The sequence below is a fragment of the Rhodopirellula sp. J20-39 genome (genome assembly GCF_057365095.1).
Map to the genome: position 1 here is coordinate 5444036 of NZ_CP195123.1, position 15503 is coordinate 5459538.

A 15503-nucleotide genomic window follows, 5' to 3' on the forward strand; every position below is an offset into this window, starting at 1 on the left:
CCTATTGCGAGGGTCAATCGTTCATTGGCGAATCACTTGCAATTGTTATCACAATGCGACGTCGCAAAATAGAACATTCGCTTTGGGAAGATCGCAAGCTCTTCAATGAACCAATCATTGGGGATTTCGCTTGCATGCCGCGAATCGGTACTTGTAACTGCGAACGTCTATGGAATTCGCTAATATCCGACTTTGCTAAAGATCGGTATTTCACGGAGCCGAGTTAAGCGAACTTGATGCGATCGTGTGGTTCTGGCGATCGTATCAAGTCGGGATTGGGCCGTCTGTCCCTTCCGGTAATTCTGCGTTCGCTCCTTTGCTGTCGATCACAATACTTAACCAATTCGACAGAATCCGAATTGGTTGGAATGGTGCATTCGTCGGCCATACAACACTGCTTGCGATTAGGCTGCAATTCGTCCGTGTTGCCCGATTGTGATGCTTCGAATTTGTTGCGCTGGTGGGAGGGGGCACCAACGTCGGAAATGGATTCGGTCAATTTCTCTCATCGGGCGATGAGCGAGTTCTTCGGCTGTGAAGTCGCCGTTAAAGTAGAAGGCCTGCATGCTCGCCCTGGCGCCCGACGGGTCGCTGACACTTCCCAGGACGGGAATACCAGGGCGACCACCCACCGTTTCGCATTTCTTTTCTTCGCCAATGATCTCGAAGCCCATCGCATGCTGATAGAATTTTGCGTGACGTGGATGGATCGTGGCCGTTAGGTATTCCACCCCAAAGTTGCGAGCAAATACAGCCAACAGACGCGTCAATTCCATAAAAACGCCCCGTGGCTTCGCCAAGCTGGGAGCGACTGCGAGTGAGGAAATCTCGCCGAGTCGATGACGTCGTTGGCAACGTGCTACGGCATCTGGGTAGCTAGATGCCATCGGTAACGGTGCTGCCCCGTCGAGAATGAGCGTGACGGTTCCCACGATCGCGTCTTCCAAACTCGCCACGAAGACCTGTGTCTCCGGTTGCAAGTGGCAGGGCATGACTCGTAATGCTGGTCTTCCCTGATCGGCTGCCGCTAGCCCGACTTCTTGATACCGTCTTTGAAGCAATCGAAAGGCGCCGTCGAACTCTCTTCGGGTGCGGGCGGTACGGACTTGGATCTCGCCGTCTGACGCGGTGAAGCTGTCGCTTGGGTAGGTAGCCGTAGCAATTCTGAGTTGGTGGTCAGCCTTCCTCGCGTTGTGCGGAGTTGATGGGAATGGAGACATCGTCGACTAACGCGAAAGGAATTGAACCACTCAGTTGTGTTAAGCAGGTTGTGAGGTGCCTTCATGCATCTCTGGATCCTAGTATCGCCAATATCTCACGCGCGGCTCCACAAAATCGCTGACGTACAAAGAGCGCTAGCCACGACATCTCCTGTTTAGATTGACAATAAAAATGGCTGCTCTGGAAAAATTCGAGACTGGAGTGTGTGCGAGTGTCGTCGATATGAGTGCAAATCGACTTTGCACGACCACGTTGCGATGCCAAAGGTGCATTTGAAAGAAATGAAGGCATCGGGCTGCTAATGTGTCATCAACTTCTAAATTCAGGGTAGGTCCCGTTCCCACCGGACGACTAAATATGGCTTATCGTCCGTGAGGAACCGGACCTACAGATATCCGCCAACGTTAAAATCTAAGATTGACGCAGCACAATTGCGTATTGCTGGTATCCGGAGCGTGAATGTCATACCGGATTTGTTGCGTTAGCGACTTCGCAAAGTGGCAGCGCGGCTCCAGTCGCATTCTTTTGCTGGCATTTGTTTTGGCACCGATTTGAAAGGCTATTTTCACGACGAAAGCTGGTCTCGTTTCAGCCGACAAAGACAAGACTAAAATCGCTGCGACGGTCACCGCCGATTGCCTTCCCGGGGATTCGTCGGACAATTCGATAGAAAGTGTTTGTTTTTACGTGGACAGTCGCAATCTTCGCTGATGGACTTATTTCCAATGCGAGAAGTGCTTGATTAGTCAAACAGCCACAACCATAATTTCGGCAAGAGAGTTGGCGTTGGACCCTCTCGCAACAGAACAAACGCAAGGTGATAATCCACATTGGTTTCCTGCGTCTTCGATGGAGAAGATCTCGTGGAAGTAATTCGCAGCACATGGCCGTGCGATTGGCCCTGTCTTGCTCACTTGGCAGCAAGTGAACTTGAACATTCACGCCTTGCCGGACACCGAGAAACTTGGTTGCGGAGTTTGACCGGCGGACTGAATCATTCTGCCTTCATACTGGAGGCGAACCTTTGCGGCGAGCGGGTAGGGATGCTTCCGCTGATGTTGGTGAGTGGTCCGATCTTCGGTAAGTTTTTGGTTAGTCTTCCCTATTTGAATACGGGAGGCGTTTGGGCAAGTACGTCACAGGCTGCGACCGCCCTGATCGACCATGCGTGCCATTTGGCAGATGAACTCGATGTCAAGTATTTGGAACTACGGCACGAACAACCTATCGAGCACACAAGGCTGAATTTCCAACGTACCGAAAAGGTACACATGCGGCTTTCGTTGCCTGAGACGGACGAGGAGCTGAATCGATCTTTCAAGTCTAAATTGCGAAGCCAGATCAAGAAATCCAATGAGCACGGTCTAGCAGTCGAATTGGGCGGAATCGAGTTTCTCGATGATTTTTACTCGGTGTTCGCTCACAATATGCGAGATCTGGGGACGCCTGTATTCTCGAAACAATTGTTTCGTTGTGTTATCGAGCACTTCGCAGGAGACGCTGAATTTTGTGTCGTTCGCAAGGAAGACAAAACAATTGCGGGCGGATTGCTTGTCCATTGTGAAGGAAGTACCGAGGTCCCGAGTGCGAGTTGCCTGCGTAAATTCAATCGTACCAATGCGAACATGTTGATGTACCGACATCTCCTACAGCGAGCCATTGCTAAGGGGAGCCGCGTATTTGATTTTGGACGCAGTAGCGAGGGTAGCGGCACCTACAAATTTAAGGCTCAATGGGGTGCGACCCCGCATCCTGCGTGTTGGCAATATTACGTGCGGAAAGGAGATCCCAACGACATGCGACCGGACGCGGGTGGTAAGCAGAGACTAGTGCAAGTCTGGCAGCGGTTGCCGGTGTGGCTGACTAAGATAATTGGCCCCAGCATCGTGCGTGGTATTCCTTGAACGGATCAGCGTCTGGCCAGCAATTCTTAGTTGCAGGGACTTCGATTGCGAGAATGATTGAACGTTCAACGCTCATCGCGCAACCCGTTATGTCTGGGCTGCCTTTTCCCTCAACTCGACCGTCTATTGACATGCGTTAAAGCAAACGGGCTTACCGCCGGATTGAATGGTGCCGGTTCTGCAGGTTGATCTAGATTTACCGCGACAAATGATTGGTCGCAAACATCTCTGCCTCACTGTCGATCACTAAGCGGGGGGATATCAAGCTGGCCTGAGAAAGGATTTTCCAGGCATTGATTCTCCGACTCAATACACTTGCAGGGAAGTAGACATGTTGATTGCACCCAGCGATCTCGGCCGCTCGCACGTATGGAACGGATTTCTGCTTCTTGTTTGCATGGTTTTCGCCTCTGGATGCAGTTCTTTCACGTTTTCGATTGATGCAACGCCTTCGCACAAGCTTTCACAAGCCTATTTTGCCAAGTCGAAACGTAATCTAGTGCCCATCGACGTTTCTCTATTGAGTCAGCCCAGGCCTGACGCCTACCGCATTGAAGAAGGCGATGTACTCGGTCTTGTCATCGATGGGGTGTTGCCGTTTTACGCCAAAGGTGAACCGCCGCAAATTCCTCCGGTGCACTTTCGGGAAGGGGACCAAGACCTCGCTCCTGCTTTAGGTGTTCCAGTGATGGTTCAGGAAGGCGGAATCGTCACGTTGCCGATTATCGGCCGGGTGAATCTTGCCGGGCTAACCATGATCGAGGCAGCTGACCGGTTGAAAGAAAAGTACGAAGCACAAGAAGTGCTGAGTGCAAAAGCAACCCAGCCCATCGTGACCTTGATTCATTCGAGGCAGACCAGTGTGATGGTCATCCGCGAGGATACCGGCGAGAGCAGCGAACGCGTGAACTTCCAGGACTCCCATGGTGGCATCTATCAGCTACCTGCGTATAAAAACGACGTTCTGAATGCTTTATTGGTTAGCGGTGGATTGCCGGGTTTGCAAGCTAAGAACGAAGTTCGGATTTACCGTCGTCCTTCCGCCGACCAATATCAACCTGGCTATGTGATTGATTCGGATATGTTTCCTCCTAACGCAGAACTGGAGTTGGGACACGACGAGAAATTAGCGAGACCAGCTCGAACGATTCCGTTGCGAGTCGAACGCGGAACCGAGGTCATGATTAGTCCACAAGATGTCATTCTTAATGACGGAGATATCGTCTATATCGCCAACCGCGATACGGAGGTGTTCTACACGGCGGGGATGCTACCGGGGGGCGAACATTTGCTGCCACGCGACTACGACGTTGATATCTTTGAGGCGATGGCGATTGCGGGGTATTCGTATGGCAATAGCGCCAGTTCCGGCGGTGGGAGCATCGGACCAGGATCGACAGGCGTTATCCCAACTGAACTTTTTATATTCCGCGAATGCGAGGACGGACGTGAGTACAGCATTCGGGTCGACCTCGAACGGGCGGTCAAGTGCGACCGCGATCGGTTGCTGGTTCAATCTGGAGACAAGCTTTTACTGCGATACAGTTGCTGTGAGGAAGCTTTGAATTTCAGCATACTCTCATTCTTCACGTACGGCATCCAGCAGCTGTTCCGTCAGTAGGATTCTGGGCTGTGATTCCAGAGAGCTGAATCACTTTTTATGATTGGGCGGATGTCAGACATTGCTACGGCTGTCACAGCTGAATGAAGCGTTGATCGCTCGTGAGAACGTCGGCGGACTTGTTTTGCATCGGTTTTGGTTATCAACGTGCCAACGGGACATTGGCAAGTATGCTAAGTCAGGCAGGTCGTCTCATGACATTCGTTTGGCCGAAACCCCACCCTTACCAATTGCTTTGACGTGGCCGACTGTAAACCGGAACCGATGATTGTCAGCCCCGCAGTCGTGCCGTGGCGACGACGGTTTTGGTGGGCGAGCTTCCTGTTCATCTCCATTGGGATTGCGACTTCATTCGCGACCGTCCGCGGCTGGTTGATAGAGCCATTGTGTGTTCACCATGGCCAAGCTTCTGGCGAGATAGCGTATGTGATGGCAGATGGGCCCGCGGTTTGGGAGAGGCTGCATGCGGCTTCGGATCTGTATCACTTGCACCGTGTCAAGAACATCGCGTTGCTCGATGAGCAACGAACCGATAGCTACAACTTCGTTAAGAAGCAGAGTAACACACGGATACAGCGAGAGATCGACTACCTCGGATTATTGGGCGTGCCTGATGAAGCCATTATCGCCGTCAGTCCCGTTCCCGGTGACCTACTTAGTTCACACAGCGAAGCGGTTGGTTTGCGCCGTGAGCAACCGCAATTGCGACGAATCGTCGTTGTCACATCTGCGCCACACACAAGGCGAAGTCTAATGTGTTTTGAGAGAGTGTTTGCTGAGACCGCAACCGTGACGGTGTATTCTGCATCAAGCCCTTCCGAGAGTGCAGAGACCCACTATCCGATTTGGATCGAGTACTGCAAACTGATTGTCTACTGGTTTTTGGTTTGAGAAATCTGCAAATCCTCTGATAGTGAAATGAATCGTTCCATCATCCAGATCGTGTCTCGTGGGATTGGTTTTTGCGTTCTCGTTGCGATGCTAATCTCGTCTGTACTTTCAGCGCACGCCCAGTCCCCTCAAGCGGCACGATCCGGCGCTGGTTTGGGAGTACAGAGTCGTCAGTTGCAACAGGGGGATGAAGTTCCGCCTGCAGCACTGCTGACAGACCGTGGGCATCGCTTGGCCAATGATCTTAAGAATCTCCGCCGCACACGCGCGACGCTGGGAGACAGGCACCCAACAATTCCTGCCATCGATAAACAGATCGACGACACGCTCCGGGAACTGCGTGCTTGGAGCTCGGAAGAATCGGAAGGCGAAAACCCTTTCTTGGATCTCAAAGAATCCACCGTCGATAGAGGCGTTGAGATGGTACGCCCCCGAAATTCAAGGATAGACCTAGGCGATCTACACCAGTTGGTGCTTCGCTTACATGATCGGATTAAATTTCTGGAAGCGAAAGTGAAGAAGCTCGAGGCTAGAATTCAACAGTAGCTTTCCCAGTTTAAGAAAAGTGCCAAAGTAAACGGAATGAAGTTCGAGGTTGAAACAACCGATACCACTCCAATGGTGGTCTTATCCGTGTTCAGTTTCGATTTAGTTGAGTGCCATGCTTTGGAATATTGCGTTCCGCACTCTGTTTCACGATCGTGGAAAACTGATGGCTGGGCTCATCGGAGTGATATTCTCCGTTGTGCTAGTAAACGTGCAGGGGGGATTGTTTTTCGGTTTGATACGAAAGGCGAGCCTGTTAGTCGATCAAGGAAACGCTGATATCTGGGTGGGGCATCGTGGCATGCACAATGTCGACTTTCCCCATGATATTCCCGAACGTTGGGTCCATCGGATTCGCAGCATTGAAGGAGTTGCCGAAGCCCAACCGATGCGAATTAGCTTTTCTGAGATCTCGCTTCCTGGCGGTGGTCATGAAGGGACGATGGTTATCGGGTTAAAGCCATCCTCGGATCTCGGGCGAGCCTACGAGATTTTCGAAGGTCCCTTGGATGCTTTGGAGCATGTCGACGGCGTGATCGTAGACGCGTGTGATGATGACAAGTTGCTAATTCCCGAAATCGGTTCCATTCGCGAGATCGGCGGCCGTCGAGCTGTCATCAGTGGGAAATGTTACGGGATTCTTAGCTTCCTCGTGACTCCCTACGTTTTCACCACTTATGACCGATCGGTTGAGTTCTCCGGTGGCAATCCATCGATGGCGTCCTATTTCTTGGTACGCACCAAACCGGGGGTCGATGCGCAAGACGTATGCGACGAAATAAACCGACGACTGGATAACGTTTCAGCGCTGACTGCAAATCAATTTGCCGACATGAGCGTCAACTATTGGCTGACACGCACAGGTCTGGGGCTCAGCTTTGGCGCCGCCACCGCGCTTGGTTTGCTCGTAGGCTTAGTGATGGTAGCGCAAACGCTGTATGCAATGGTATTGGATCGGATCAGCGAGTTCGCGACACTAAAAGCGATCGGCTCGACGGAATCCGAACTGCTGCTCTTGCTAGGAGCCCAAAGTTCGCTAGTCGCCGTTGTTGGGATCTCGATCGGAGTGGTGATGAGTTGGATAATCCAGTGGCTGTTCAGCACTCCACGAGCGGAAATCATGTTCTCGCAGGGTCTCTACGCCGGTAGTGCGGCGCTCGTCTTTGTAATTTGCTTAGCTGCATCTGGCTTGCCGTACCTGCGGGTTCGTCAAGTCGATCCTCATACCATATTGCAAGGTTAAAAAGGGCAATGAGAAATTCAATGCAGAACGCTATTGGATCTACATCGAGCGGCCTTGGCGACGTGCCGCAATGTCCCGTCGTTCAGCCAGGTCGCGATCCGCTGTCGTCCATCAGCAATCTTTCCGCTCAAACTGGCGAATCTGAAAGGGTTCTAATAGCGAAAGGAATCCGCAAGAGTTACTCCATTGGCGGCGAGAAGCGATGGGTGCTGGATGGGGTTGACTTTCATGTGGGTGCCGGTGAGTGTGTTTTCCTTTCAGGTCCTTCGGGAAGCGGCAAGAGTACGCTGCTTTCGATCATCGGATGCTTGCTGGAGTGCGACGAAGGAGAGGTCACCCTTGCTGGGCAGTCAGCAGAACAATTGAGCGTCGCAGAGCGAACTGCGATTCGTCGAAGCCACATCGGCTTTGTTTTTCAGCGATTTCAGCTAATCCGCGGCCTCTCCGCAAAAGACAATGTTGCTATTCCGTTGACACTACAAGGTCATTCTCTCAGAGATGCACGCGATCAAGCGTCGGAGATGTTAGGCAAAGTCGGTTTAGAAATGCATCGTGATCAGCTGCCGACTCAAATGAGTCCTGGGCAATGCCAGCGAGTTGCGTTGGCTCGGGCGGTTGTGACGTCACCACGCTTGTTGCTTGCGGATGAACCCACCGCGGCACTCGATCGAAAATCAGGTTACGAGGTAATGGTGTTGCTGCGTGAATTAGTGCAGTCCACTAACTCAGCGACCGTTGTCGTCACTCATGATCCACGAATTTCAGATTTTGCCGACCGCATTTGTGAGATTGAAAATGGGCGGCTGAAATGAGCCAAGTCAAAGTAGTGACAATTACGATGTTCATTTGTTGTATCGGCGTGGCCGTTGCCGAAACGAATCGAACAAAACCTGATACGTTACCCACGCTGGTAACCAACAGTCAGCAATCGTTGAGTCAGGCAACCATTCGTGCTCCGGGACGAATCGCTGGATTGACAGAGGAAATTGAGTTGCAATGCCAGTTGGTTGAACGCATCGCTGAAATCCACGTTCAACAGGGCGATCAAGTCAAAACGGGTGATTTGCTTGTGACCCTCGACCAGCGATCGATGCGGTATGAACTGGAACTCGCGTCGGCAATGGTGCAGCAGCGTAAGGCGGAATTAGATCGCCTCCGCAATGGAGCCAGGAAGAGCGAAATTGCGACAGCTGAACTCGAATTTGAAGCGGCGACAGCCCGCCTAGACAGCGCGAGGGCCAAACTGTCGCGTGCGTTAAAACTTAGGGCCGGGGCCGCTATCAGTGATCAAGAGCAAGAGGAAATTCGATTTCATTTCGTTTCCCAACGCGCGCTTGCTGAAGCGTCTCGCAATCGACTAAAAACCCTCGTCGAGTCTGCAAGACCAGAAGATATTAGTATTGCGGTATCGCTGCTGCGAGCTGCCCATGCGAATGAAATGCTTGCAAAGGAAAGATTGAGTAAAGGAGAACTCAGATCGCCGGTTGACGGAGTCGTGCTCAAAATAAACGGGCATACAGGTGAGTTGGCGGGAACCCCAAACGCGCCTCCTTTGATTGTTATGTGCAACACACTTCACCAACGGGCCATTGTCGAAGTTGACGAGTTTGATGCACTAAAAGTGGCATGTGGCCAGAAATGCCAAGTCACAAGTGATAGTCTTGATGGCATCATTTCACACGGCGAGATCGTTGAGATCGAGCCGCGTATGCAGCACAAGGAGATTTTTGGGCAGTGGGCTGGCGAACGCAACGACACGTTCAGTCGTCGTGTGTGGGTGGACTTATCTCGAGACGGACCACCATTGCCGATTGGTCTTCCCGTTCAGGTCAAAATCGATTTGTTGTAGGGTCGGAAACTAAACATCATTGGGAACGAAGCTTTTATATCACCTGCCGGATCGTCAGACCAATCCTTGGACAGGAATATGCCAGCATTTATCAATGCTAGTAAATGTCACGGTGGCGTACGAGGTTGCGACCACAACAACAGCGTTCTCAACCTTGCCACGTTCGCCGTTGTAGTGGCATTTGACGCCGAATGTATGGCTGCCGCTATTGGCAGTGCCGGTTCCGTCGACCACACCGATGGCATGAGGATCGTGGTGTTCTATAGCAATCAGTCGCTGGCACCTCCGCAGGACCTCGTCGGTCAAACGATTTGGACTGATACAGGACAAGCAGATCAACAAAAATTGGTCTCAGCTGCAAACATGTGTTTAGGGTGCTGGGCCCCTGCTCGAATTTGTCGCCAAACGCTCTCTTCACAATCTCTACCTTTCACCAATGGCCGATTCGATTGGCTGCTGCTGCAAGGGATCGCAAACGGCCGGTTGAATCGTGCGGCCGGAGCTACCGGCCTACCTTTGAAACCGCTGAGGGTGAGGCGACGATAAAAATAGCGGGCGACCAAACCCGCAGACGCTTATTATGCCAAAAAATCATTCCGATGCACGCAGAGCGAAAAGCGGATCCCGGCCGGTCACTTCCACCCGCCGACCCCCTGACATTCCAGGGACTTAGCGAGTTATCCTTTGCGACAATCCAATTTAGGATCCGAGGGTTCTGCCTGCGAATGCCCCTGCCCCCAAGAACAGTCTTCTAACGGCGAATTCGCATGGACGATGGTCTGCCAACCGTTGCCCCGGTGAACTGGCTGCCGAAACAGTGGGGCTGGATAGCCTCGGGATCGTGGCCGCTTCAAAAACACCCCCGAATTGAGACTGTGGTTGTCGGATTCTTCGACAGCTACTGCAACACAGTACCGGTGCGGGAGCGTAAAATGCGGTCGATACCGACCTCCCGCCTGCTCCCCCAAGTTGGACCCGCCCCATGCATCAGACCAGCCGTTGTCATTCGCGACTCCTGTTTTTCTGCGTCCTATCTCTCGCCAACACGCTCGTCTTATCGAGCTCGGTGCTCGCAATTGATCCTGTTCGGCCAGGAGACCAAATCGAAGTCCTCCAATTTCGAAAGTGGATCCCGGGGGAAGTCCTGGAATACCAGAAAGGGACGGCGCGAGTTCGGTACACCTTTGTTCGCGAGACGGAAGGCAACTTTTCGCTCGATCAGATGCGTTTCCCCAACGATGAGGGCTCATGGATGGTCTGGAGCGATGCGTCCGGAAAATTCAAGATCGAAGCGAGATTGATCAAGCGATCCGAGACTCACGTCAAGCTGAAGAAAGAAGACGGCACCGTCGTCGATGTTCCCATCGCCAGTCTTTCCAGATCGCTGCAAACCCAGATCGGCAAGGTCGCCAAGGCGGAAAAGGAGTTCGTGGACTCGGCCTTTGTGCGGGTGGGAGATGAGGTGGAATACAAATACTTCCGAACCTGGTATCCCGCCACCGTCAACAAGCTAACGCCCAAAGGGGCGATCATTACCTATACCTACACACGAGGTCCGGAAGAAACCGAAGCTGAATACGAAGACCTGCGGTACCCCAACGGCGAAGGCCCCTGGGCAGACTGGAAAGACAACACCGGCAAACACAAAGTTAAAGCTCGCTACATCACGCACGATGAAGAGTATGTCGAACTGTTGCTAGAAAGCAAAAAGCGAACCCGCCTACCTCGCACACGTTTGCATCCGTCCATCGAATCCGAGCTTGCCAAACGTGCGGTACTCACCCGTCGCCCCGACGAGGTGGAATTCAACCTCGCTGGCGTCGACTTCGAAGACATCCCGTCGTGGATAGAGTTCGGTAGAAATAAAGACGACGCCTCGTCCGCTGAAGCGAGCGAGCCCTCGCCGATCGCCGCATCACTGACGGATGGCCACTTCAGTGTTTCGATCCCGCGAACCGGGTCGATCAGCCCCACCTTCCTAGCGGACCCTTCGTCGTCGCTGCTGGGCTTCGTCTTGACCCCCAAAACCCAAGATGCCAACAACCCGATTTCGTTGTACTGGATCGACTTGGCCACGCAATCGGTCCGGCCCGGCCCCAACTTTGTGATGGGCGAACAGATCCTCGCATACTCGGCCAAACAAAACCGATTGATCACCGCCGAAGGGATGGAAGTCAGAGGATCGGCAAGTCGTTACTGCGTTTACCGACTCGCACCTGGTGACAAGAAGGCGATCCCTGAACTGAAGTGGTCGGTGCCGACACTCAAGTTTGTCAGCCTGGATCCGAAACTTGCCGCTAGCTTCGTAGGCGACAACCGCGTTTTGACAAACCTCGGCAAATCACTGACAATGTGGGATCTCGACGCAAGACGCGCTGAATTTGTCGTCCCCAACTCGTCCAACGTAATTGGACTTAGCCCCGACGAACGTTTCGTCAGCACCAACCAATTCAATCGCGCCGTTTTGGTCAGCACCGACTCCGGCAAACCCGTCGCGTCGCTGGGGAATCCGTCGGCTTATTACACACAAGACGGTGGTCATGTTCTGTCACAGGGCAACTTCGGAGGCTCGTTGCTTCCCCTTCGCTCAAACGTGACAAAAATCTCGCTGACGTCCGGTGACATCCGAAGCGCGGGCATCACCCCAAACGCATCGGTCATCGATAATCGCTGGTGTTTCAACGGAAGGAAGATTTGGGACCTCGAGCGAGGACTACTGACTTGGTCTTACAAGATTGACAGATCGTTGAAGCCTCTGCTAACGCAACCGGTTGGCAATCAATTGCTAAACGTGGCCGCCGTCGAGGGGACCGACTCGACTCAGATACACGTTGGTGTGATCACTGTGCCGAGCCAAACCACGCTATCGTCCATGGCTAACGTGAGCGACGAACAACTCTATATCATCCGCCCTGGGATCTCCGTTCGCATCGATCCTAGTATCACCCACCCTGACATCCTGCAGGGCATTCGTAGCGCAATCACAAAGTCCGGTTGGACCGAAGATGCCAGCAGTTCGCTGATCATCAACGCATCCGCTTCCCGCGGTAAATCACAAACGCAAACTTATGTCCAATCTCGCTTTGGATCGTTTGGTTCATCCGATGGATCCGAAACGACTGTGACCGCCACCCCGTGGATTCAAAGCCTTGGCATTGAAGCCGAAGGTTCGACGGTCTGGCACATGCGTAGCGGAGGAATGCCCTCATTCGTCTCGTTTCGAGAGGGTGGCTCGGTGGTGGCAGAGGTCAAACAATGCGAAGACGAAAACTACAGGCTGTTTGAGAACATCACGTTCCCTGAAAAGATCATGTCCCAAAAATGGAGAAACGGATTTGGAACCAGCACCTTCACCTCAAACGGCTACACCAGCGAAGCTGTTCACTGATCGTGATGCAAACCCGATGACATCGGCGACAGATTCTTCTTACCAACCTATAGCATTGCCGAAACACTGACATTCGGAACGCTGACAGGCACCCCAGTCAGCCTCGATGCAGGCTAACAAACCTGGTAAGCCAAAGCCCAATCAGGCTGACCATTTGGTCGTGATATTCTGCTTCCGCGTCCGGTCGGTTACGTTGCGAGTTCGCCGTTACAGGCTTCCTTTCTTCAATTCATTCCAGAGTCCAACCGAATGCTGCCAACGACTGATTCAGAAGCCCCGCCACCTTCCTTTGGCATTGTGGTTTACCTATCCAAGTCGCTTGAGGGGAACGTCAGTGCTCGCGTTGCAAACCTGCCAGACCTGACCGCCGAGGGTGCATCCGAGCCCGCAGTATTGGGCAAGGTGGTCCCGATGTGCAAAGCCGTTTTGCAAGCCGCAGTCCAATCCGGTGAAAAGCTACCCTGGATTGATCCTCCCCTAGAAAAGCGTGACGACGAGCAAAGACGCTTCTTGCCGATGCACCTATAGCTCGGACGTGCCGCACCTACATCATCGAGGTGACAAACATCCGCCAAGCGAGCAGCCTGGCGAAACGCTCCAATCGCTCGCGGCGATCGGATAAGCTGAATCATGCACGGGTAGGGCTCGGCCCGCGCGGACTTCTATCGAAGCGAATCAATCCGCGGGTCTCGCCAGCAAGAATCGATGCCATGAATCACCTCGACCAACTCTATCGTCCATCATTGGCGATGCTGACGGACCTTTATCAACTCACGATGGCGTACGGCTATTGGAAACAAGGTCTAGCTGAACGTGAGTCGGTGTTCCATCTGTTCTTTCGCAAGAATCCGTTTGAAGGCGGCTTCTCGATCGCATGCGGTTTGCAGACTGCGATTGAGTTCTTGGAAAACTTCCAATTTCGCTCTGACGATTTGGTGTACCTAGGCTCTCTATCCGGTGCCGATGGCAAGCCGCTCTTCGACGAGGCCTTCCTAAACTATCTCAGCGAACTGCGTTTGACTTGCCAAGTTGACGCGATTCCCGAGGGCACGGTCGTTTACCCTCACGAACCGCTGGTGCGAGTGACGGGCCCGATTCTGCAGTGCCAACTTTTGGAAACGGCGCTGCTGAACATTATCAACTTCCAAACGCTAATCGCGACCAAAGCGGCTCGCATCTGCGCCGCTGCGAACGGTGACCGGGTGATTGAATTTGGCTTGCGACGAGCCCAAGGCATCGATGGCTCGCTATCTGCTTCGCGTGCCGCTTATATCGGTGGTTGCTCGGCGACGTCCAACGTACTCGCAGGCAAGCATTTTGGAATTCCCGTTGTCGGAACTCATGCCCATAGCTGGGTGATGACCTTCCCCAGTGAACGAGAAGCATTTGAAGCTTATGCCCAAGCAATGCCCAACAATTGCGTCTTTCTTGTTGACACCTACGACACCCTGGAAGGCGTACGCACCGCAGTTGAAATCGGAACAGCCTTGCGAGCGTCGGGGCATGAAATGTTGGGCATTCGTCTCGATTCGGGCGATCTAGCTTGGCTGAGTATCGAGGCACGCAAGATTCTGGATAAAGGTGGTTTCCCAGACGCTTCGATCGTCGCCAGCAACGATCTCGACGAACGATTGATCGTGAGCCTGAAGCACCAAGGTGCCAAAATCGATACGTGGGGTGTAGGTACGAAGCTCGCCACCGCCTTCGATCAACCGGCCCTTGGCGGTGTGTACAAGTTGGGTGCAATCCAAGACGAACACGGCGAATGGCAGTACCGAATCAAACTGTCGGAACAATCCATCAAGGTCAGCAACCCTGGCATCTTGCAGGTCCGGCGTTTTGAAAACGCAACCGAACATCGCGGTGACATGATCTACAACATCGACACGGTCAAGGGCATATCGTCGGGTGCGACAATGGTCGATCCCGCTGACGCAACTCGCCAAAAACACTTCGGTGCTGAATCCCGATCATCCGATCTGTTGATACCCACTTTTCGAAACGGAGCCAACGTCCATTCACAACCGTCCCTTGATGAAATCCGGAAACGTGTGAGCGACCAACTAAGCCGAACTCCAGCGGCAGTGAAACGCTTTGATAACCCACACTTGTACCCTGTCGGACTGGAACGATCACTTTACGAATCGAAAGCTGCGATGATCCTCGATGCGAGAAACCAATCGTGAACGCGTTAATCCTTGTCGACATCCAGAACGACTTTTTGCCCGGTGGTGCGTTAGCGGTCCCACAAGGAGACGAGGTGATTGAAATCGCAAATCAATTGCAGCCGTTCTTTCCGATCGTCGTCGCCACGCAAGATTGGCACCCGCAAAACCACATGAGCTTTGCCTCCCAACACCCGGGCTGTTCCGTCGGCGACGTTGTTGATCTCGAAGGCATTGATCAAGTCTTGTGGCCAGATCACTGTGTGCAAGACAGTCATGGAGCGGCGTTCGACGATCGACTGCACACCGCGTCAATCACGCAAGTATTCCAGAAAGGAACCAATCCGCGTCTAGATAGTTACAGCGGTTTCTTTGATAACGGCGGAACCCACGACACGGGTATGGGAACTTACCTTCGCGAACACAGCGTGACGGATACCTTCATCGTCGGCTTAGCCACCGACTACTGCGTTCGCGCTACCGCCTTAGACTCAGTGGGCCTGGGCTTCCGCACTTGGTTGATCCAAGACGCGTGCCGCGGAGTCGATCTGCACAAGGGCGACTGCGACGTAGCCATCGCGAAAATGAAACAAGCGGGCGTCCGGTGCGTGACTAGCGACCGCTGGCTCGCATCCAATCCATAAACGTCAGCCTGCGGCCGATCATCCTCACACG

13 protein-coding genes are annotated in these 15503 nt (G+C 53.0%); 11 read left to right on the plus strand and 2 right to left on the minus strand.

The features are described 5' to 3' along the window. Window positions 1-404: 404 nt before the first annotated feature. Window positions 405-1220 (minus strand): N-acyl amino acid synthase FeeM domain-containing protein, encoded by an 816-nt coding sequence (locus ACR3ZL_RS19715; RefSeq protein ID WP_473651388.1) that lies wholly within the window; start codon window positions 1218-1220, stop codon window positions 405-407. An 864-nt stretch (window positions 1221-2084) separates the two neighbouring features. Here ACR3ZL_RS19715 and ACR3ZL_RS19720 point away from each other — a divergent pair. The 7 genes from ACR3ZL_RS19720 to ACR3ZL_RS19750 all read left to right on the plus strand — a co-directional run bounded on the left by ACR3ZL_RS19720 (window position 2085) and on the right by ACR3ZL_RS19750 (window position 9275). Further along, window positions 2085-3125, plus strand: a complete 1041-nt coding sequence (locus ACR3ZL_RS19720) for a FemAB family XrtA/PEP-CTERM system-associated protein (protein WP_473651387.1) — start codon at window positions 2085-2087, stop codon at window positions 3123-3125. Between the two features lie 57 nt (window positions 3126-3182). Continuing rightward, window positions 3183-3314: a hypothetical protein gene (locus ACR3ZL_RS19725; RefSeq protein ID WP_473651386.1), complete on the plus strand. Its 132-nt coding sequence runs from the start codon at window positions 3183-3185 to the stop codon at window positions 3312-3314. Between the two features lie 142 nt (window positions 3315-3456). Beyond that, window positions 3457-4746 (plus strand): polysaccharide biosynthesis/export family protein, encoded by a 1290-nt coding sequence (locus ACR3ZL_RS19730; RefSeq protein ID WP_486172910.1) that lies wholly within the window; start codon window positions 3457-3459, stop codon window positions 4744-4746. A 240-nt stretch (window positions 4747-4986) separates the two neighbouring features. Then, complete coding sequence (locus ACR3ZL_RS19735) at window positions 4987-5637, plus strand: YdcF family protein (protein ID WP_473651384.1); 651 nt, start codon at window positions 4987-4989, stop codon at window positions 5635-5637. Window positions 5638-6298: 661 nt separating this feature from the next. After that, window positions 6299-7426, plus strand: a complete 1128-nt coding sequence (locus tag ACR3ZL_RS19740) for an ABC transporter permease (RefSeq protein ID WP_473651383.1) — start codon at window positions 6299-6301, stop codon at window positions 7424-7426. 20 nt (window positions 7427-7446) lie between these two features. Further along, on the plus strand, window positions 7447-8238 hold the full coding sequence (locus tag ACR3ZL_RS19745; RefSeq protein ID WP_473651382.1) for an ABC transporter ATP-binding protein: 792 nt from the start codon (window positions 7447-7449) through the stop codon (window positions 8236-8238). A 26-nt stretch (window positions 8239-8264) separates the two neighbouring features. Further along, complete coding sequence (locus ACR3ZL_RS19750) at window positions 8265-9275, plus strand: HlyD family secretion protein (RefSeq protein ID WP_486173598.1); 1011 nt, start codon at window positions 8265-8267, stop codon at window positions 9273-9275. Window positions 9276-9329: 54 nt separating this feature from the next. Here ACR3ZL_RS19750 and ACR3ZL_RS19755 read toward each other — a convergent pair whose 3' ends face one another. Next, the gene (locus ACR3ZL_RS19755) at window positions 9330-9614 is read right to left on the minus strand and encodes a hypothetical protein (protein ID WP_473651380.1); all 285 of its coding nucleotides are present in this window, start codon (window positions 9612-9614) and stop codon (window positions 9330-9332) included. Window positions 9615-10257: 643 nt separating this feature from the next. On the opposite strand from ACR3ZL_RS19755, the gene ACR3ZL_RS19760 reads away from it, so the two are divergent. The 4 genes from ACR3ZL_RS19760 (at window position 10258) to pncA (ending at window position 15472) form a co-directional block, all read left to right on the plus strand. Next, a complete protein-coding gene (locus ACR3ZL_RS19760; protein WP_473651379.1) occupies window positions 10258-12663 on the plus strand; it encodes an SHD1 domain-containing protein in 2406 nt (801 codons plus the stop codon). A gap of 249 nt (window positions 12664-12912) precedes the next feature. Further along, window positions 12913-13191 (plus strand): hypothetical protein, encoded by a 279-nt coding sequence (locus ACR3ZL_RS19765; RefSeq protein ID WP_473651378.1) that lies wholly within the window; start codon window positions 12913-12915, stop codon window positions 13189-13191. A gap of 182 nt (window positions 13192-13373) precedes the next feature. Further along, window positions 13374-14849, plus strand: a complete 1476-nt coding sequence (locus ACR3ZL_RS19770; protein WP_473651377.1) for a nicotinate phosphoribosyltransferase — start codon at window positions 13374-13376, stop codon at window positions 14847-14849. Beyond that, window positions 14846-15472: a bifunctional nicotinamidase/pyrazinamidase gene (gene pncA, locus ACR3ZL_RS19775; RefSeq protein ID WP_473651376.1), complete on the plus strand. Its 627-nt coding sequence runs from the start codon at window positions 14846-14848 to the stop codon at window positions 15470-15472. The genes ACR3ZL_RS19770 and pncA overlap by 4 nt, the downstream gene beginning before the upstream one ends. The last annotated feature ends 31 nt before the right edge of the window (window positions 15473-15503 follow it).